This window comes from Diaphorobacter sp. B2A2W2 (assembly GCF_056730635.1).
Genome location: NZ_JBWZOR010000004.1, coordinates 297,702 through 317,189 on the forward strand (window position 1 = coordinate 297,702; position 19,488 = coordinate 317,189).

The 19,488-nt window shown below is 69.0% G+C and carries 15 protein-coding genes; 7 read left to right on the forward strand and 8 right to left on the reverse strand.

Annotation, left to right across the window (positions count from 1 at the left end):
- Positions 1–86: 86 nt before the first annotated feature.
- Together AC1PPL_RS10005 and AC1PPL_RS10010 are read left to right on the forward strand one after the other, a co-directional pair.
- Entirely contained in the window at positions 87–1,187 is a 1,101-nt protein-coding gene (locus tag AC1PPL_RS10005) for a 3-deoxy-7-phosphoheptulonate synthase (protein ID WP_088887999.1), read from the forward strand.
- Between the two features lie 241 nt (positions 1,188–1,428).
- Positions 1,429–5,115, forward strand: a complete 3,687-nt coding sequence (locus AC1PPL_RS10010) for a bifunctional diguanylate cyclase/phosphodiesterase (RefSeq protein WP_479973184.1) — start codon at positions 1,429–1,431, stop codon at positions 5,113–5,115.
- A gap of 57 nt (positions 5,116–5,172) precedes the next feature.
- Here AC1PPL_RS10010 and AC1PPL_RS10015 read toward each other — a convergent pair whose 3' ends face one another.
- Positions 5,173–5,976, reverse strand: a complete 804-nt coding sequence (locus AC1PPL_RS10015; protein WP_012655140.1) for an IclR family transcriptional regulator — start codon at positions 5,974–5,976, stop codon at positions 5,173–5,175.
- Between the two features lie 242 nt (positions 5,977–6,218).
- Between AC1PPL_RS10015 and AC1PPL_RS10020 the strand changes: the two genes are divergently transcribed.
- Positions 6,219–7,190 (forward strand): tripartite tricarboxylate transporter substrate-binding protein, encoded by a 972-nt coding sequence (locus tag AC1PPL_RS10020; protein WP_088887998.1) that lies wholly within the window; start codon positions 6,219–6,221, stop codon positions 7,188–7,190.
- A gap of 338 nt (positions 7,191–7,528) precedes the next feature.
- Here the strand turns inward: AC1PPL_RS10020 and AC1PPL_RS10025 are convergent, their stop codons facing one another.
- Together AC1PPL_RS10025 and AC1PPL_RS10030 are read right to left on the reverse strand one after the other, a co-directional pair.
- The gene (locus AC1PPL_RS10025; protein ID WP_088887997.1) at positions 7,529–8,134 is read right to left on the reverse strand and encodes an acyloxyacyl hydrolase; all 606 of its coding nucleotides are present in this window, start codon (positions 8,132–8,134) and stop codon (positions 7,529–7,531) included.
- Between the two features lie 126 nt (positions 8,135–8,260).
- Positions 8,261–8,890, reverse strand: coding sequence for a Spy/CpxP family protein refolding chaperone (locus AC1PPL_RS10030; protein WP_479973185.1), 630 nt, complete (start codon positions 8,888–8,890; stop codon positions 8,261–8,263).
- Between the two features lie 312 nt (positions 8,891–9,202).
- Between AC1PPL_RS10030 and AC1PPL_RS10035 the strand changes: the two genes are divergently transcribed.
- The gene (locus tag AC1PPL_RS10035) at positions 9,203–10,180 is read left to right on the forward strand and encodes a recombination-associated protein RdgC (protein WP_479973186.1); all 978 of its coding nucleotides are present in this window, start codon (positions 9,203–9,205) and stop codon (positions 10,178–10,180) included.
- A 69-nt stretch (positions 10,181–10,249) separates the two neighbouring features.
- Here the strand turns inward: AC1PPL_RS10035 and AC1PPL_RS10040 are convergent, their stop codons facing one another.
- The gene (locus tag AC1PPL_RS10040) at positions 10,250–11,602 is read right to left on the reverse strand and encodes a dicarboxylate/amino acid:cation symporter (protein WP_012655145.1); all 1,353 of its coding nucleotides are present in this window, start codon (positions 11,600–11,602) and stop codon (positions 10,250–10,252) included.
- Positions 11,603–11,771: 169 nt separating this feature from the next.
- On the opposite strand from AC1PPL_RS10040, the gene AC1PPL_RS10045 reads away from it, so the two are divergent.
- Positions 11,772–14,426, forward strand: a complete 2,655-nt coding sequence (locus tag AC1PPL_RS10045; protein WP_479973187.1) for a hybrid sensor histidine kinase/response regulator — start codon at positions 11,772–11,774, stop codon at positions 14,424–14,426.
- Between the two features lie 70 nt (positions 14,427–14,496).
- Here the strand turns inward: AC1PPL_RS10045 and AC1PPL_RS10050 are convergent, their stop codons facing one another.
- Complete coding sequence (locus tag AC1PPL_RS10050; RefSeq protein WP_011803483.1) at positions 14,497–15,141, reverse strand: LuxR C-terminal-related transcriptional regulator; 645 nt, start codon at positions 15,139–15,141, stop codon at positions 14,497–14,499.
- A gap of 54 nt (positions 15,142–15,195) precedes the next feature.
- On the opposite strand from AC1PPL_RS10050, the gene AC1PPL_RS10055 reads away from it, so the two are divergent.
- The gene (locus AC1PPL_RS10055; RefSeq protein ID WP_479973188.1) at positions 15,196–16,449 is read left to right on the forward strand and encodes a nucleoside recognition domain-containing protein; all 1,254 of its coding nucleotides are present in this window, start codon (positions 15,196–15,198) and stop codon (positions 16,447–16,449) included.
- A 476-nt stretch (positions 16,450–16,925) separates the two neighbouring features.
- On the forward strand, positions 16,926–17,228 hold the full coding sequence (locus tag AC1PPL_RS10060; RefSeq protein ID WP_012655148.1) for a DUF3297 family protein: 303 nt from the start codon (positions 16,926–16,928) through the stop codon (positions 17,226–17,228).
- A 296-nt stretch (positions 17,229–17,524) separates the two neighbouring features.
- Here AC1PPL_RS10060 and AC1PPL_RS10065 read toward each other — a convergent pair whose 3' ends face one another.
- Genes AC1PPL_RS10065 through AC1PPL_RS10075 form a run of 3 tightly spaced genes read right to left on the reverse strand, consistent with a single transcriptional unit; the run spans position 17,525 to position 19,488 of the window.
- Positions 17,525–18,712 (reverse strand): acetyl-CoA C-acyltransferase family protein, encoded by a 1,188-nt coding sequence (locus AC1PPL_RS10065; protein WP_479973189.1) that lies wholly within the window; start codon positions 18,710–18,712, stop codon positions 17,525–17,527.
- Complete coding sequence (locus AC1PPL_RS10070) at positions 18,709–19,260, reverse strand: DUF488 domain-containing protein (protein WP_479973190.1); 552 nt, start codon at positions 19,258–19,260, stop codon at positions 18,709–18,711. The genes AC1PPL_RS10065 and AC1PPL_RS10070 overlap by 4 nt, the downstream gene beginning before the upstream one ends.
- 12 nt (positions 19,261–19,272) lie before the next feature.
- Positions 19,273–19,488 (reverse strand): hypervirulence associated TUDOR domain-containing protein, encoded by a 216-nt coding sequence (locus AC1PPL_RS10075; RefSeq protein WP_011803488.1) that lies wholly within the window; start codon positions 19,486–19,488, stop codon positions 19,273–19,275.

Genomic DNA, 19,488 nt, shown 5'->3' on the forward strand with positions numbered 1-19,488 from the left:
CTTCCTTCACCGCCACCTGCCGCCGGGGCAGGGCGCCGGACTCCCCGGACAGGCTCTCACGCGGGTAGCGCGACAATCGGGGCACCATGACCCTGACCGAACGCCTCGCATCCCCGCTCACCACCCACGACACCACGCGCATCGACGACCTGCGCATCAAAGCCGTGCGCCCGCTCATCACGCCCGCGCTGCTGCAGGAATGGCAGCCCGCGCCCGAGGCGGCGCAAACGCTGGTGGAAAGCAGCCGCGTGGCCATCTCGCGCGTGCTGCACGGGCAGGACGACCGCCTCATCGTCGTGGTGGGGCCGTGCTCCATCCACGACCATGACCAGGCCATGGAGTACGCGCGCCTGTTGAAGGAGCAGGCGGATGCGCTGGCGCAGGACCTGCTCATCGTGATGCGCGTGTACTTCGAGAAGCCCCGCACCACCGTGGGCTGGAAGGGCTACATCAACGACCCGCACCTGGACGGCAGCTTCGCCATCAACGAAGGTCTGGAGCGCGCCCGCGCATTGCTGCTGGACGTGCTGGCGCTGGGCCTGCCCGTGGGCACGGAATTCCTGGACCTGCTGTCGCCGCAGTTCATCAGCGACCTGGTGAGCTGGGGCGCCATCGGCGCGCGCACCACCGAAAGCCAGAGCCACCGGCAACTGGCCAGCGGCCTGTCCTGCCCCGTGGGCTTCAAGAACGGCACGGATGGCGGCGTGAAGGTGGCGGCCGACGCCATCCAGGCCGCGCAGGCACCGCATGCCTTCATGGGTATGACCAAGATGGGGCAGGCGGCGATCTTCGAGACGCGCGGCAACCACGACTGCCATGTGATCCTGCGCGGCGGCAAGGCCCCGAACTACGGCGCGGCCGACGTGCAGGCCGCCTGCGCGCTGCTGGAGAAGGCCGGCCAGCGCCCGCAGGTGATGATCGACCTGTCGCATGCCAACAGCAGCAAGCAGCACCGCCGCCAGATCGACGTGGCGCAGGACGTGGCCCAGCAGATCGCCGCGGGCGATGCGCGGATCACCGGCGTGATGATCGAGAGCCACCTGCAGGAGGGCCGCCAGGACATCGTGGACGGCCAGCCGCTCACACCCGGCGTGTCGGTCACCGACGCTTGCATCAGCTTCGCACAGACCGTGCCGGTACTGCAGCAGCTGGCTGCGGCCGTGCGCGAACGCCGCACGCGCGGCTGACACGCTCCGGCGCCGTCGCGGCCGAAAAGAAGGAGGGCGCCCATGTACCATCAGTCACATCCGCCCGCCTTTCGGGCCACAAGCGTCCGCCATGTTCTTCCAACACCCCGCCGCGCCACCGCCGAGCCCCTTGGCCGGCGCCAGCCTGGACGGCTCCTGACGCGCGCCATGGCCCGGGCCGCCTCTCGCTCCTCCCCGCAGCGCCATCCCGGCCGCGCGTGGGCATGACACGCAGCGCGCCATGCCTATCAGCGATTCCACTGGAACCCCGTCAGCCCACCCGGCCGAGGCAGGAGGCCCGGCCGCAGCGGTGCAGGCGCACGACGAGGCGGCGGCGCATGCACTCCTGCTGCAGCTCCAGCAGCTGATCACGGACCTGCAGCTGCCCCTGGAGCACGTCCTGGCGCAGGCCGCCCAAGCCGCCTGCGCGATCACGGGCGCAGTCGGGGCAATGATCGCGTTGCGCGAAAACGATGCGCTGGCCGTGCGCGCCAGCGTGGGCGCGCCGCCACTGCCAGCGATCGGCACCCGCGTGCCGCTGGACGCCTGCGCATCCTGGCAGGGCATGGAGCAAGCCGCACGCGCGGGCCTACAGGCAGCCACGGACGCCCCCGCGCAGGATGTGGGAAGTGCGCAGCCCCCCCACCGGCGGGTCAGCATGCCGCTGGGCAGCGGCGCGCTGCTCGCGGGCCTGCTCCAGGTGAGGGTGCCCCAGGGCGCAGCGCTGGAGGCGCAGCATCTGCTGCACCTGCGCATCCTGGCCGAATCGCTGGGAGCGATGCTGCAGTTGCGGCGCGTGGACGCGCAGCTGCGTGCGTCCGAGCAGCAGTACCGCACGCTCTTTGCCGAACATCCGCAGCCCATGTGGGTCTGCGACCGCGACAGCCTGCGTCTGCTGGCGGTGAACCACGCCATGGTCCGCCACTACGGCCATGCGGAGCAGGAGCTGCTGGGCATGGAGTTGCGCGCGCTCTGGTCCGCGGAGAACCAGGACGCGGCCACCTGCGCACTCGACATGCTGCGCCGCGAGGCCCATGCACCCGGGTCTCCCGCGTCCGCACCACGGCTGTGGCGCCACGCACGCAAGGACGGCGCCGCCCTGGACGTGGAAGTCGTCGTGGGCGACACGGACTTCGGCGGGCGCCCGGCGTGGCAGATGCTGGCCAGCGACGTAACCGAGCGCTGCCGTATCGAGGACGAGCTGGCGCGCGTCAACCGGGCCAAGCGCATGCGCGGCGCTTGCAGCGAGACACTGGTGCGTGCCACCAGCGAGTCCGATCTACTGCACGCCGTGTGCAGCGTGGCCGTGGAGATCGGCGGCTACCGCATGGGCTGGGTGGGCATGGCGCGCGACGATGCGCACAGGCGCATCGAGCCCGTGGCGCACGCGGGCGTCGCCCAAGCCCATGACTACACCGAACACCTGCACCTGAGCTGGTCGGCGCAGGAGCCGGGCGGTAACGGCCCGGCAGGCGTGTGCGTGCGCACCGGCCGCACGGTGATCGTGCACGACGTGCACCACAGCCCGTCTTTCAGCCACCTGGCGGACCGCATGGCCCAGCTGGGCTTTCACGCCGTGGTGTGCCTGCCGCTGCGCAACGCCGAGCGCACCTTCGGCCTGCTGTACCTGTATGCGCCCGAGGTGCTGCACCTGGGGGTGCAGGAGACGCAGTTGCTGGAGGCCATGGCCGCCGACCTCGCGTTCGGCATCGAGAACCTGCGTGCCCGCGCGGAGCAGCAGCGCCTGCAGGCCACGTTGGTCAAGGTGGCCACCGCCGTCTCGGCCGGCGTGGGCGCGGCGTTCTTCGACCATCTGGCGCAGCACATGGCCGAGGCGCTGGGCGCCCAGGTGGCCTGCGTGGGCCGCTTCCTGCCGGCCGCCCCCGGGCAGGCGCGGCGGGCGGTGGCGCTGTCGCACGTGGTCGATGGCGTGACCCAGCCCAATGCCGAATATGTACTGGAAGGCACGCCGAGCGAGCGGCTGCTGACCCAGCGCTCGCTGGTCATCCGCGACCGTGCGCGCGAGCGATTCCCGCGGGCTCCGGTGCTCGCGCGCACGGGCGCGCGCAGCTACGTGGGCCAGCAGCTCACGGCCAGCGACGGCACGCCCATCGGCATGATCTTCGTGGTGTTCCGCCAGGCGCTGGAGCGCAGCCGGTTCGTCAGCAACACGCTGCAGATCTTCGCCGCGCGCGCGGCCGCGGAACTGCAGCGCCAGACGGACGACCAGCGCATCCGCCAGCAGGCATCGCTGCTGGACAAGGCGCGCGACGCCATCATCGTGCGCGACCTGGAGCACCGCATCACGTTCTGGAACGAGGGCGCAGAGCGCATGTACGGCTGGTCGCGCGAGGAGGTCCTCGGCCGCTCCATCGCCACGCTGCTGTACCAGAACCCGGAGGACTTCCTGCGCGCCACCCAGCACGTGATGCAGCATGGCGTGTGGAGCGGCGAGATCCTGCAGTGCGACCGCGCGGGCCGCACCCTCGAAGCCGAAGGCCGCTGGACGCTGGTGCGCAACGACCGTGGCGAACCCGAGTCGGTCCTCGCGATCAACGCCGACATCGGCACGCGCAAGCACCAGGAGCGCGAGATCCAGCGCCTGGCCTTCTTCGACCCGCTCACCCACCTGCCCAACCGCGTGCAGCTGCTGGACCGCGTGGACCAGGCCCTGGCCAAGGCGCAGCGCCTGGAGCAGGGCGGGGCGCTGCTGTTCATCGACCTGGACAACTTCAAGACCCTCAACGACACGCTGGGCCATGACCAGGGGGACGAGCTGCTGCAGATCGTGGCGCAGCGGCTGAACACCTGCGTGCGCAGCGCAGACACGGTGGCGCGCCTGGGCGGCGACGAATTCGTGGTGCTGGTGGAGCAGCTCAGCGCGCACAGCGACACGCTGGCGGAGCAGGCGGGCGCCGTGGGCGAGAAGATCCTCGCCGTGCTCAGCGCCCCTTATGCGCTCACCGGGTACCAGTACCGCAGCACGCCCAGCATCGGCATCGCGCTGTTCAACCACGCGCCCACCACGGTGGGCGAACTGCTCAAGCAGGCCGACCTGGCGATGTACCAGGCCAAGACCGCGGGACGCAACACGCTGCGCTTTTTCAACCCGAGCATGCAGCATGCCGTGGCCGAGCGTGCCTCGCTCGAGGCGGACCTGCGCAACGCGCTGGCGCAGAAAGAGTTTCTGCTGCACTACCAGCCGCAGATCAATGCGCGGGGCGCGATCGTGGGCGTGGAGGCGTTGCTGCGCTGGGCGCACCCGCGGCGCGGCATGGTGTCGCCCGGGCAGTTCATTCCGCTGGCCGAGGAGACCGGCCTGGTGCTGCCGCTGGGGCACTGGGTGCTGCACACGGCGTGCTCGGTGCTGGCCGATTGGCAGCGGGTGCCGGCGCTGGCGCCGCTGACCATGGCAGTGAACGTGAGCTCGCGCCAGTTCCGGGATGCGGGTTTCGTGGACGACGTGGCGGGCGTGCTGGCCGCCACCGGCGCGCCGGCCTCCCAGCTCAAGCTGGAGCTGACCGAGAGCCTGCTGGTGGAAGACTTGGCCGCCACCATTGCCACCATGGCGGCGCTGCGCGCGCTGGGCGTGGGCTTTTCGCTAGACGACTTCGGCACTGGCTACTCGTCACTGGCCTACCTCAAGCGCATGCCGCTCGGGCAGCTCAAGATCGACCAGAGCTTCGTGCGCGACCTGCTCACGGACCCCAACGACGCGGCCATCGTGCGCACCATCATCGGCCTGGCCGCCAGCCTGGGCCTGGAGGTGATCGCCGAGGGCGTGGAGACCAGCGCGCAGCGCGACTGGCTGGCGCACGCAGGCTGCGCGGTGTACCAGGGTTACTTTTTCAGCCGGCCGCTGCCGCTGGATCTGCTAGAGCAACTGCTGCACGACCACATCGCCGCAGCCCGCACGCCGCCTCTTTAAGCCCAATTGACCTGTAACGCTTGTCCAGCAAGCGCTAACAGCTATTTAATCGATAGCTTACGCTTCCTCGCTGCGCACGAACGGCTCCAGCCCCTTGACCATGCGCGCGAACTGCGGGCCGATCTCCTGCTCCAGCAGCGCGCGCGGGAACTTGCTGGCCGAGCCCCCCGCGTTGAAGCTGATCACGCGGCCGTCGGGCTGGCGGATGGCGGCGCCCACGCCCGCGATGTCCGTCTGCCAGTCGCGCACCACCACCGTGAAGCCGCGCGCCCGCCAGTGGGCACACCCGGTCTCGATGGCCTGGCGCAACTGCGGCCAGCGCTCGCCCTCGGCCTGGCGGATCTCGGCCAGCAGCCGCTCGCGCTCGCGCGGCTCCATCACGGCCAGCAAGGCGTGGCCCATGGCCGTCTCCGCCACCGGAAGGCGCGCGCCCAGGTCCAGCCCCAGCGACAGCGGCGTGCCCGAGCGGCAGTTCTCCACGTACAGCACCGACAGCCCGTTGCGGATGCCCAGCGACACCGAGATGTCGTAGCGGTCCGCGAAGTCCTGCATGTAGGGCCGTGCAATGCGCCGCAGCCGCAGGTTGGACACCATGGTGATGCCCAGTGCCGCCAGGCTGTCGCCCAGCGCGTACTTGCCGCTGTCGCGCGAATGGCGCAGGTAGCCCAGCACGCACAGCGTGTAGGCCAGGCGCACCACCGTTGGCTTGGGCAGGCCGGTGCGCGCGGCGATCTCGGCATTGGTGAGCCATTTTTCGTCCACCTGGAAGCACGCCAGCACGTCCAGCCCCCGGGCCAGCGCGGTCACGAAGCGCCGGCTGTCCGCGCCTTCGTCGAAGTCGATGTTCCGTGTGCGCGCCATTCCCACTCTCCAGGTAAATTTCTCTTAGCGGAATTATTTCATCGCAACTTTTCTGCACCGACTCATGGATTTCCCTAGCGAGAAGGGTTTTTCATCAGGGGGATACTGAAATCACGCCACTTCTCCCGTGCCTCCATGAATTTCGCACAGAGAAACCACGCTATTTGAAGGCCTCCACAGCACACGGCCTGCACAGCGGGTTGATCGCAGCGCCGGAGGCCATTGACCCAAGGACTCCCTCCATGACCCATGCTTTGCTCAACCGCCGCACCCTGTCCCTGCTGCTGGCCGCCGGCTGCGTGGCCGGCCCCGCGCTGGCGCAACCCGAGCGCTTTCCCAGCCGCCCGATCAAGGTGCTGATCGGCTTCACCGCCGGCGGCTCGACCGATGTGCCATTCCGCGTGCTGGCGGAGAACGCCTCCAAGATCCTGGGCCAGCCCGTGATCATCGAGAACAAGCCCGGCGCCGGCGGCGTGCTGCCCGCGCAGATGATGCAGAGCACCCCGGCCGACGGCTATACGCTCGCACAGGTGCCGCTGCCGGTGTTCCGCCTGCCCTACACGCAGAAGATCAACTGGAACCCGGCCACCGACCTGCAGTACGTGATCGGCCTGGCGGGCTACGCCTTCGGCCTGGTGGTGCCCGCGGACTCGCCCATCAAGTCCATGCAGGACTACATCGCCTACGCCAAGAACAACCCCGGCAAGCTGAACTACGGCACGCCCGGTGCGCTGACCACGTTGCACCTGACGATGGAGAACATCGCCCTGCAGGCCGGCGTGACGCTGAACCACATCCCCTACAAGGGCAACTCCGAGTCGCTGCAGGCCGTGCTGGGCGGGCATGTGATGTCGATTGCCGACACGCCCGGCTGGGCGCCGTACGTGGAGCAGGGCAAGCTGCGCGTGCTGTCGGTCTGGGGGGACAAGCGCTCGGCCCGCTTCCCCAACGTGCCCACGCTCAAGGAAGTGGGCATCAACCTGGTGCAGACCTCGCCGTTCGGCCTAGTGGTGCCCAAGGGCACAGACCCGAAGATCGCCCAGGTGCTGCACGACGCCTTCAAGAAGGCCATGGAGATGCCCAACTACAAGGAGTCCCTGGCGAAGTTCGACATGGACACCTACTACATGGACAGCGCCACCTACAAGCAGTACGCGCTGGACACCATGAAGACCGAAAAGGTCATCATCGAAAAGCTTGGCTTGGCCAAATAACCCGGCTTTTAGGAAAAATGGCTGCTGGCGCTTGATGGGCAAGCGCTGGCAGCTATCAATAATGAAGCACACCGGCCGACGGCCTGACCCACGCGGCCATCGCCCCGGTTATTCATGAATGTGTCTATTACTTCATAGTGGTAGTAGTAGAGCCCGCGCCATTTTGTGGACAAGCCGCTTTTTCTGAATGGCGGCGCGTACTTGCGCTACTGCAAAGTCTGTGTCCCGGCACCAGGTCAAGTCCGGCCTGAAATGGGTACAACTGTGCCGGTGGGACGGGTGCTGTGGACAAGGCGCAGATGACCAGCGCCGCATCCCCAGGCTTGTCCACAGGCCGCTCAGAAGTGCAACGCGTAGCGCAGTTGCAGGAAGTTCTCCCCGGGATTCGGGCTCTTGATACCGGCGTTGGACACGTGCTGCACGCTCAACATCAGCTCATGCTGGCGCTGTGCGCCGAAATTGCGCCCCAGGCCCAGGTGCGAGGCAAAGTTGAAGCGGGTGCTGAACTCATGGTCCTGCACGCGGTAGCGGTGGCTGGCCACGGTGGCACCGATGCCGGCCTCCCAGAACCAGGGGGAACGGCCCTCGTCGGGGCGCAGACGCAGCGTGGGCGCCACGCCCACCACCACGGCGCTGTTGTGCCCGCCGATGCCGTCAAAGGACCAGCGGCTCAGTGAAACATCCCAATGGCCGCGCAGCTCGCCGCCCCACAGCGGGCGGCGCCAGGTGCCCCAGGGCAGGGTGGCACCGATGGTGATGGCATCCGTCTGGCGCCGCGCCCATTCGCCCTGCACGTAGACCGAAGGGGCGTAGGCCCGGTCCTCTGACGGCTGCGCCAGGGCTGGTGTGGCCGTGAGGCACGCAGCGGCAGCTGCGAGAAAAGGCGCCGGGGAGAGAAGGGCGGTGCGCCGGAAAAAGGCGCTGCGGCGGGCGATGGTAGGCATGGTTGCGAGGTGTTGTTGTTACCTGAATATGTAACCACTGTAGCCCCCCACTGCCCAGCCGCCCTGTAGGCCAGAGCCGCAGCCCGCGGCCGGGCGCAGCGGATGCGCACCCGGCCCTGGGCAGGCTTACTGCGGCGTCAGCGGCGCGCCGGGAGCTGCGCCTGTGCCCGGGCCAGGGCCTTGGTGGCGCATGCCGCGACCGTCACCGCGGAAGTTGCCCCGCGCACCGTCCTTGCCCCAGCGCTTGCCCATGGGGTGGTCGCCGCCCCAGTGGCGGTACATGCGCTTGCCTTCGGCGTCGAAGGTCTTTTGCTGCGCCGGCGTCAGCGTGCCGTAGAAGGCCTTGACGGCGTCGCCGCGGCGGTCCATCTCGGCCGCGCGCTGGGAGCGCAACGCGCGCATGCGGTCGATGCGCTCGGGCGTGGTGAGCTGGTCCATGCCTTGCCAATCCAGCCGCGCCTTGCGTGCGTCGGCGTCGGGCTTCATGGACTGCAGGAAGCTGTTCCATGCGGGCTCCTGCTCGGGCGTGAGCTGCAGCTTGCGCTTGAATGCCTCGGCGCGCTGGGCCATGTACTGCTCGCGCTGCTCGGGCGTCAGGGCGCGTTGGCGCGGACGCTGCTGCGCCTGGGATGCGCCTTGCTCGGTGGCAGCTGGGCCGGGGCCGGGTTGCGCCAGGGTGGGCACAGCCATGCCGGCGAGCACAGCGGCCGCCACGGCGGTGGCGGCCAGGCGCTGGGTGATCTTGAAACGGGCCATGGTGTTTCCTTTCTTGCTTCACACAGGAAGTGATGGGCGCCTGGTGGTCCACCCGAATGGGGGACACTGCACCCTGCGCTTGCAAAGCAGTGTGCGCCGCGTGTGTAACGCGCCCGTGAGCGAATTCTGCGCCTGTGTAAAGTTCTGCTATTCACCCGGCATGCCCCACCCTGCCGGCTACAGTCGTTTTATGCCAAAAGTGCCTCCAGCGCTTATCCAATAAGCGCTGACAGCTATCAAATCAGGACCATTCACCGCCCCGCCAGTCGTGCAGCCCTGGCGCGGGGCCGGCATTTCAAAAGGAATCTCCCCGTGTTCAAGAACATGATCGTGTACCGCATTGCCCCCGAGTGGCAGGTGGAGCTGACCCAGCTGGAGGAAGCGCTGGCCAAGACGCCCTTCCAGGAATGCGGCGCCACGCAGGAAAAGTCCAGCGGCTGGGTGCCCCCGCGCGGCGAGGCCCATGGGCTGCTGGCCGAGAGCGTGGGCGGCCACTGGATGCTGCGCTTCCAATGGGAAGCCAAGATGCTCCCGGCCACCGTGCTGGCGCGCAAGGTGAAGGAAAAGGCCGCGCAGATCGAGCAGCAGACCGGCCGCAAGCCCGGCAAGAAGGAAACCAAGGAACTCAAGGAAGAGGCCAAGCTGGACCTGCTGCCCATGGCCTTCACCAAGCAGGGCGGCACCTGGGTATGGATCGACCCACAGGCGCATTTGCTGGTACTGGATACCGGCGCCCAGGGCCGTGCCGACGAGGTGGTGAGCCTGCTGGTGGAGCACCTGCCCGGCCTGTCGCTGGCGCTGCTGGACACGCAGACCAGCCCCCAGGCGGCGATGGCGCTGTGGCTCAAGGAGCAGGAGCCGCCGGCGGGCTTTTCCATCGACCGCGAGTGCGAGCTGAAGGCGCCCGACGAGACCAAGGCCGTGGTGCGCTACGCCCGCCACCCGCTGGACATCGAGGAAGTGCAGGGCCACATCGAGGCGGGCAAGCTGCCCACCAAGCTCGCCATGAGCTGGGACGACCGCGTGAGCTTCGTGCTGACCGAGGGGCTGCAGCTCAAGAAGGTGGCGTTCCTGGACACGGTGTTTGAGGGCCAGGCGCAGGATGATGGCGGCTTCGATGCCGACGTGGCGATCGCCACGGGCGAGCTGTCGCAGCTGATTCCCGACCTGATCGCGGCGCTGGGCGGCGAGGGGCGCACGAGCCTGGGGGGCGCTGCTGCCGCCCCCGCACCAACCGCCGGGGCCTTGCATGCCGCGGCCAGCGGCCCCGACGACGACGCGCCGTTCTGACGAAAAAAAAGCCCACGCGCCGTTGCCGGTGCATGGGCTTTGGGGCCTGGCTTGAAGGCCGCTGCCGGATCAGGCCCGGTGGCGGGCCAGCACGACGGGTTCCACCGCCCGTTCGGGCTCGGGCAGGAACTCGGCCTCCCCGTCCAGCACGCGGTGCAGGCGGTCGGCATCCAGCGCGTTTTCCCAGCGCGACACCACCACCGTGGCCACGGCGTTGCCGATGAAGTTGGTGAGCGAGCGGCACTCGCTCATGAAGCGGTCCACGCCCAGGATCAGCGCCATGCCAGCCACCGGCACCTCGGGCACCACGGCCAGGGTGGCGGCCAGGGTGATGAAACCCGCGCCGGTCACGCCGGCCGCGCCCTTGGACGAGAGCATCGCCACCAGCAGTAGCGCGATCTGGTGGCCCAGCGTGAGGTGCGTGTCGGTGGCCTGCGCGATGAACAGCGCGGCCAGCGTCATGTAGATGTTGGTGCCGTCCAGGTTGAACGAGTAGCCCGTGGGCACCACCAGGCCCACCACGGACTTGCTGCAGCCGGCCTTTTCCATCTTTTCCATCAGCGAGGGCAGGGCGGACTCGGACGAGGAGGTGCCCAGCACCAGCAGCAGCTCGGCCTTCAGGTAGCGGATCAGCTTGAGCACCGAGAAGCCGCAGGCCCGTGCCACCGCGCCCAGCACCACCAGCACGAACACCGCCGAGGTGATGTAGAAGGTGAGCACCAGCTCGGCCAGGTTCACCAGCGAGCCCAGGCCAAACTTGCCGATGGTGAACGCCATGGCGCCGAAGGCGCCGATGGGCGCGGCCTTCATGACGATGTTCACCAGCTTGAACACGGGCTTGGTCAGGCCGTCCAGAAAGTCCAGGATGGGCTTGCCGGCGTCGCCCACCATGGCCAGCGACACGCCGAACAGCACGGCCACCAGCAGCACCTGCAGGATGTTGTCGCCCACGAAGGGGCTGATCAGCGTCTTGGGAATGATGTCCAGCGCGAAGCCGGTGAGCGTCATCTCGTGCGACTTGCTCACGTAGCCCTTGACGGCGGTCTGGTCCAGCTCGGCCACGTTGATGTGCATGCCGGTGCCGGGCTGCATCACGTTGGCCACTACCAGGCCCACCACCAGCGCAAGGGTGGAGAAGGTGAGGAAGTACGCCATGGCCTTGCCGAACACGCGGCCCACGGCGCTCAGGTGGCTCATGCTGGCGATGCCGGTGACGATGGTCAGGAAGATCACCGGCGCGATGATCATCTTGATGAGCTTGATGAAGGCATCGCCGAACGGCTTCATCGCCGCGCCGTACTCGGGCTGGAAGTGGCCCAGCAGCACGCCGATGATGATGGCGAACACCACCTGGAAATACAGTTGGCGATAGAACGGAAGCCGCACCGACGGCGCGGGGGCGGCAGAGGAAATGGCATGCATGCGGCGTGTCTCCGGAGGTCGAAAAAAAGACACGCCAGGGCCGTGCAATGCCGCGCATCTTTGGAAGTCCGCGGTTGTACCCCTGCATCGCCGCCGCGCCGATAACCTATTGGTATTAGACGCCGCGCCCGCCCCGCCCGCGGACACCAAACCCAGAGACACTCCGCCCATGCCGCTACGTCGCCGCCGCCCGCTGCTCACCGCGCTTGTCGCACTGTTCGTGCTGGCGGGCATGGCCGTGTGCATGCTGCTGGCCAGCCAGTACGCGCAGCGCCGTGCGCTGCACGACGAAAGCCAGGGGGTGCGGCGCCAGCTCACGCTGTACGGCCAGGCGCTGGAGCAGCGCATCGACCGCTTTCGTACCCTGCCCGAGGTGCTGGCGCTGGACGCGCAACTGAGGGACGCGCTGACCCACCCGCTCACGCCCGCCGAGGTGGACGCGCTCAACCGCAAGCTGGAGCAGGCCAACGGCGCCAGCCATTCGTCCACACTCACGCTCATCAACCTGCAAGGCCGCGCCATCGCCGCCAGCAACTGGCGCGACACCCCCAACAACGTGGGAGAGGACTACCACTTCCGCCCCTACGTGCAGCAGGCGCTGGCGCAGGGCCACGGGCGGTTCTACGGCATCGGCCTGACTACGGGGGAGGCGGGCTACTTCCTGTCCACGGCGATCCGCGGTGATGACGGGCAGACGCTGGGCCTGGTGGCCATCAAGATCCTGCTGACCGAGCTGGAGCGCGAATGGCGCCAGAGCCCCGACGTGGTGCTGGCCTCGGACGCGCACGGCGTGGTCTTCCTCGCCAGCCGCGACGCCTGGCGCTACCGGCTGCTGGCACCCCTCACGCCCCAGGCGCGCCAGGAGCTGGAGGCCACGCGCCAGTACACCGGCCAACCGCTCGCGCCGCTGGGCCTGCAGGTGGAGCGGCGGGTGGACGAAGGCACGGTGCTGGCACGCGCGCAGGAGCCCCCCTTGCCCGGCCCGCTGCTGTGGCACACGCAGGAGCTGGCAGGCACCGGCTGGCAACTGCACCTGCTGCACCACGCGGACAGCGCCATCGAGGCCCGCCGCTGGGCGGCCGGCGCGGCCGCGGGCCTGTGGCTGGCGCTGGCACTGCTGGTGCTGTTCGTGCGCCAGCGGCAGCGCCTGGCCCTGCTGCGCCAGCGCAGCCGCCAGGAGCTGGAGACCGTGCTGCGCCAGCATGCCCAGGAGCTGCGCACCGCGCAGGACGGCATCGTGCAGGCCGCGCGCGAGGCCGACACCGGCCTGTCGCGCAGCCTGCAGCACCTGCCCCAGGGCGTGGTGGTCATCGACCGCGACCTGAACCTGGTGGCGTGGAACTCGCGCTACGTGGAACTGTTTCGCTTTCCGCCCGAGCTGATGCGCGTGGGCACGCCGGTGGAGGCGCTGATCCGCCACAACGCGCGCCGCGGCCTGCTGGGCGCCACGCCCACCGAGGACGCCATCCAGCGGCGCCTGCAGCACCTGCGCAGCGGCAAGCCCCACCTGCATGAGAGCGCCAAGAGCGACGGCACGGTGCTGGAGATCCGCGGCAACCCGCTGCCCGACGGCGGCTTCGTGACCAGCTATGCCGACATCACCAGCTACAAGAACGCCGCACGCGAGCTGCGTTCGCTGGCCGATGCGCTGGAGCTGCGCATTGCCGAACGCACGCGCGATCTGGACGCCGCCCGGCGCGAGGCCGAGGCCGCCAACCGCTACAAGACCCGCTTTGTGGCCGCCGCGGTGCACGACCTGCTGCAACCGCTGAATGCGGCGCGCATGTTCGCCTCGCTGCTGCGCGGCCACCTGCACGACGCCGCCGGACGCCAGGTGGCCGACAGCATCGACGGCGCGCTGGCCGCGCAGGACGGCATCCTCAACAGCCTGCTGGACATCTCGCGCATGGAATCGGGCCAGCTGGAGGTGCATGTGCGCGACTTCGCGCTCGGCCCGCTGCTACAGGTGATGCAGCACAACTTCGGCATCATCGCCGCCAGCCGGGGCCTGCGCCTGCGCACCGTGGGCACGCGCTACGCGGTGCGCAGCGACGAGGCGCTGCTGCGGCGCATCCTGCAGAACCTGGTGTCCAACGCCATCCGCTACACGCCCCGCGGGCGCGTGCTGATCGGCTGCCGGCGCCGCGGCCGGTACCTGCGTATCGAGGTGCACGACCAGGGCCCCGGCATTCCCGAGAGCCTGCAGCGCGAGATCTTCGAAGAGTTCCGCCGCCTGGGCGAGGGCCACAGCCAGGATGGCGACCGTGGTGCGGGCCTGGGGCTGGCCATCGTCGAGCGCCTGGGCAAGCTGCTGGGGCACGAGATCGGCCTGCGCTCGGAACTGGGGCGCGGCAGCGTGTTCTGGGTGTGCGTGCCGCTGGCCGATGCCGCTGCCGCACCCCGCCCCGCCGCCGCGGGCGCAGCCGCCCCGCCCGAGGGCGACCAGCCCCTGCAGGGCACCACGGCCTGGTACATCGACGACGATGCGCCCAGTTGCGAGGCCACCGGCGCATTGCTGCGCCGCTGGGGCTGCGAGGTGCCTTTGGCGGGCGGCCCGCAGGCGGCCCTGGACTTGGCCGCGCCCGGCAACGCGCCACAGCTGGTGCTGCTGGACGTGCGCATGGGGCCCTTCCACGGCCCCGACCTGTACGACCGGCTGTGCACCGTGTGGGGCCAGGCACCCTCGGTGGTGCTGGTGACGGCCGAGCGCAGCAGCACCCTGCGCCGCCAGGCGGCCGAGCGCGGCTGGGGCTACCTGCTCAAGCCCGTGCGGCCGTCCGCACTGCGCGCGCTCATCAGCCAGATGATGCTACGAAAACAATAGCTTCTTGCGCTTGTTATACAAGCGCTATAGGCCGATTTGGCTTGAAACTTGTGCAGGCAGGGTACTGCGCTCAGGGCGCGGCTTCCGGCTCCGTCTCCAGGCTTTTCACCAGCACCGCGGCCTGGGTGCGGCTGTAGCACTCCAGCTTTTTCAGGATGGCCGTCACATGCACCTTGACGGTGTTCTCGGCCAGGCCCAGCTCGTGCGCGATCTGCTTGTTGAGCAGGCCATCGGCCAGGCACAGCAGCACGCGGAACTGCTGCGGCGTGAGCTGCGCGAGCTTGGCGGCCAGCGCGGCGTCGGCCTCGGAGCGTTCGGCCGCCATGGGCGGAAACCAGCTGCCGCCGTCCAGCACGGCCCGGATGGCAGCGCCCATGTCCTCGGCCGGGGCCGACTTGGGGATGAACCCCGCCGCGCCGAACTGCTGCGCACGGCGGATCACGCGCGGGTGGTCGTTGGACGAGATCACCACCACCGGCACCTGCGGGTACTCCCCGCGTACGTGCAGCAGGGCCGAGAAGCCCCGCGCGCCGGGCATGGCCAGGTCCAGCAGCACCAGCTCCACCTCGGGGTGGTCCTGCAGCGCCTGGCCCAGCGTGGCGGCGCTGGCGGCTTCCAGCGTCTGCAGCGGCGCAAAGCGCTCATGCAGCACCTGGATCAGCGCCGCGCGGAACAGCGGGTGGTCGTCGGCAACGAGCAGGGTGGGGGGCGGCATGGGGTGCAGTCTGCCACGGCGCACGGACGGGGCCAGCCGCTACCATCGAGTTCCATGGCACTCAACTGGGTCTGGACGGGGTTTTTCATCGTGGCGTTCGCCACCGCCGTGGTGCGCTGGCTGCTGGGCGAAGCGGGCATCTTCCAGGCCCTGCTGACGGCGCTGTTCGACGGCGCACGTGCGGGCTTCGAGATCTCGCTGGGCCTGGCCGGCATCATGGCGCTGTGGCTGGGCCTGATGCGCGTGGGCGAGCGCGCCGGCATGGTCGAGCTGCTGGCGCGCCTGGCGGGCCCTCTGCTCACGCGGCTGTTTCCCGGGGTGCCCGCCGGCCACCCCGCCCAGGGCGCGATGACCATGAACATCAGCGCCAACCTGCTGGGGTTGGACAACGCGGCCACGCCGCTGGGCCTCAAGGCCATGCAGGAGTTGCAGACGCTCAACCGCGAACCGGCGGGCACGGCCAGCAACGCGCAGATCATGTTCGTGGTGATGAACACGGCGGGGCTGACGCTGATCCCCACGTCCGTCATCGCCATCCGCCAGAGCGTGGCGCTGAAGCAGGGCCTGGGCGCGGGATTCAACGCGGCCGACATCTTCCTGCCCACGCTGCTGGTCACCTTCGCCTCGCTGCTGGCGGGCGTGCTGGCGGTGGCGCTCTTTCAGCGCCTGCCGATCTGGCGCGCGCGCCTGCTGCTGCCTTTGCTGGCCGTGGGCGGCGTGCTGGCGGCGGCGGTGGCGGGCCTGGCGCAACTGCCCGCAGAGCAAGCCGCCCAGATTGCGGGTGCCACGGGCGCGGGCGTGATCCTGGGGGTGGTGGCGCTGTTCCTGCTGGCCGGGGCCTGGCGCCGCGTGAACGTGTACGACGCCTTCATCGACGGCGCCAAGGAGGGCTTTGGCGTGGCGGTGCAGATCATTCCGTACCTGGTGGCCATCCTGGCGGCCATCGGCGTGTTCCGCGCCGCGGGGTGCATGGATGCGCTGCTGGCGGCCATCGGCGCGGGGGTGGCGGCGCTGGGGTGGAACACCGACTTCCTGCCGGCCCTGCCCGTGGGGTTGATGAAGGTGCTCTCGGGCGCCGGCGCACGGGGTTTGATGATCGACGTGATGCAAACCCATGGCGTGGATTCCTTCGTGGGGCGCCTGGCCGCCATCGTGCAGGGCTCCACCGAGACCACCTTCTACGTGCTGGCCGTGTACTTCGGCAGCGTGGGCGTGAAGCACACACGCCACGCACTGGCCTGCGCGCTGGTGGCCGATGCCGTGGGGCTGCTGGCCGCGATCGGTGTGGGCTACGCGCTGCTGCGCTGACCGCAACCTTCCCTCTTTCCCAAAAAAGCGCCTGACAAGGCGCTTTTTTTACGCCGAAGCCTTCTCAATCCGGGGCCGAGAAAGGGGTTTTGTGCGGCGCTGCGGTTTGCCACGGGTTGTTCTTTGTAGTTCTTATAAAGAATAGTTGTAGTAGTAGAGGGCGGCCCGGCCTGTGGGCAAGCCGGTTTTTGTTTGACAGATCAAGCACTTGCGCTGCGCCAAAGCATGGGGACGGCCGCAGGCGCCTGCTGTACCGCAAATGGGGACAAGCCCCAGATGCGCCCCGCACCTGTGCATAACTGGCCAGTTGTGCCAGAACGCTCCGCAGACTTATCCACAAGGCGGCCTTCCGGGGAAGACTGCCGAACAAAAACGGCGCAAGCGAAGGCTGACACAGCGTTAGAAGCTCCTTTTTCAGGAGCTCTGGAGACGTGGTACCGCGATGCAGGCCACAGCCGCCCCGGGATTGCGGGACAATGCAGGCCCTTTACTGCTTTCCGAGACCTTTCCCTGTGACCGACTCCGCCCTGCTCCCCCTGCCCGACCGCCTGGCCATCGACCCGCGCAGCCCGCACCATGTGGCGGCCGTGTTCCAGCAGGCGGCGGACATCGGCATCCGCTTCAACGGCAAGGAGCGTGTCGACGTGGAGGAGTACTGCGTGAGCGAGGGCTGGATCAAGGTGCCTGCCGGCAAGACACTGGACCGCAAGGGCCGGCCGCTGCTCATCACCCTCAAGGGCAGCGTGGAGGTGTTCTACAAGCCGGAAGCCGCGGCATAAAAAAAGCCACCCGGTCCCGCCGGGTGGCTGGTGGGTGGGCACCCGCTGGTTCATCGGCCCGGTAGTGGCCGCGCAAGCCTTCCCCTCATGATGTCCGACGTGCCGCCGTGGATGCGCAGCCTGCGCGCGTCGGTTCAGAAAAGCGCGGGAATCGGGTATGCAGCCCTAGGGTCGGATCCACCCAAGAGCTGCAGGCGGCGTTCTGATCGGCCGTGAGGAATGCGCGGGATCGTTTGGTTGCTACTCAATCAGGAGCTAGCAACGCTTGATGGACAAGCGCTGAAGGCCAGAACGACTCAAACCCGCTCGAAGATCGCCGCGATGCCCTGGCCGCCGCCGATGCACATGGTCACCAGCGCGTAGCGCCCGCCCGTGCGGTGCAGCTCGGCAATCGCCTTGGTGGTGATGATGGCGCCCGTGGCACCCACGGGGTGGCCCAGCGAAATACCCGAGCCGTTGGGGTTGACTTTGGCGGGGTCCAGGCCCAGCTCCTGCACCACGGCGCAGGCCTGGGCGGCGAAGGCCTCGTTGGCCTCGATCACGTCCATGTCCTGCACCTTCAGGCCGGTGCGCTGCAGCACCTTCTGCGTAGCGGGCACGGGGCCGATGCCCATGTAAGCCGGGTCCACCCCGGCGTGCGCATAGCCGACGAGGCGCGCCAGGGGTTTCAGGCCCAGGGCGGCCACGCGGTCACCCGCAGCCAGCACCACGGCGGCAGCGCCGTCGTTGATGCCCGAGGCGTTGCCGGCCGTGACCGTGCCGCCTTCCTTCTTGAACGCGGGCTTCATGCCGGCCAGCACGTCCAGCGTGGTGGCGGCGCGCACATGTTCGTCTTCCTGGAACAGCACGGTGCCCTTGCGCGTGGCGATTTCGACCGGAACGATCTGTTCCTTGAAGTAGCCGGCGGCGATGGCGGCGGCGGCGCGCTGCTGGCTGGCCAGGGCGAGCTGGTCCTGCATCTCGCGCGAAATTTGGTAGCGCTCGGCCACGTTCTCGGCGGTGATGCCCATGTGCATCTTCTGCCAGGGGTCGTGCAGGATGCCGAGCATGTAGTCGATGCTCTTGCTGTCGCCCATGCGCTGGCCCCAGCGCGCGCCCTGGTCGAAGTAGGGGCCGCGGCTCATGGATTCCGAGCCACCGCCCACGGCCACGTCGCAGTCGCCATAGCCAATGGCCTGCGCCGCGCTGACGATGGCCTGCAGGCCCGAGCCGCACAGCCGGTTGACGTTGAAGGCGGGCGTCTCGATGGGGCAGCCGGCGTCAATCGCCGCCACGCGGCTCAGGTACGCGTCCTTGGTGTCGGTGGGGATCACGTTGCCCATGACCACATGGCCCACGGCGTCGGGCGCGATGCCGGCGCGCGCGATGGCGGCCTTCACGGCGGTGGTGGCGAGCTGGGTGTTGGGCACGTCCTTCAGGCTGCCGCCGAAGGTGCCGATGGCGGTGCGTGCGGTGCTGACGACGAAGACTTCGCGGTGGGTCATGGGGCAGATACGGTGGTTGGAGGTGGATAGGTGACCGTACCGTCCGGGTGGACCTGTGCGGCCGGGGTGAGTGTCGCACTCTCGGTGCGCGCGCCCAGGATGTGGCGCACCACGCCGCCGGCGGCCAGCACGTGGTCGGTGATGATGCGGCGGTGGCAGCGCCACCACACGGCCTCGGCGCACATGATGGCGCAGGGCTCGCGTGCCGCGGCCGTGCGCAGCGCGGCCAGCGCGGCGCGAAAGGCGGGCTGCAGCGCGTAGTCGGCGTAGTTGTGGAAGCTGCGGTTGTCCCAGTAGCCGTTGGTGGTGGGCGGCACGCCGCGCTGCAGGGGGCGGCGCCCGCCCAGCGCCGGCATGTGGGTGTAGGCGATGCCCTGCGCGGCCAGCGCGCCGGGCAGCCGGTCCTCGTGGAATTGCGGCTGGCGCAGCGAGCGCGGGATGGCGCGCACGTCGATCACCCGTGTCACGCCTTCGCGCTGCAGCAGCGCGATGAAGTCCTGCACCGCCAGCGTGGAGTGCCCGATGGTGTAGAGCGGCGGCGCGGCCATTGCGTGTGCCGCTCAGCGGGCCAGGCGGTGCAGCGCGCTGCCTTTGTGCAGGGCGACATGGTCGGTCTTGTCGCTCTGGATCTCGTACTGCGGCTCTTCGGCGCTGGCGTGGTGTGTGTAGCCCTTCCACTGCAGCGCGCGGGTGTGGACGGCGGTGATGCGCCCGCTGACGCGGCCGGCCTCGGAGTTCCAGCTGACGTGGTCGCCCACCTTGAAAGGGTGTGCCAT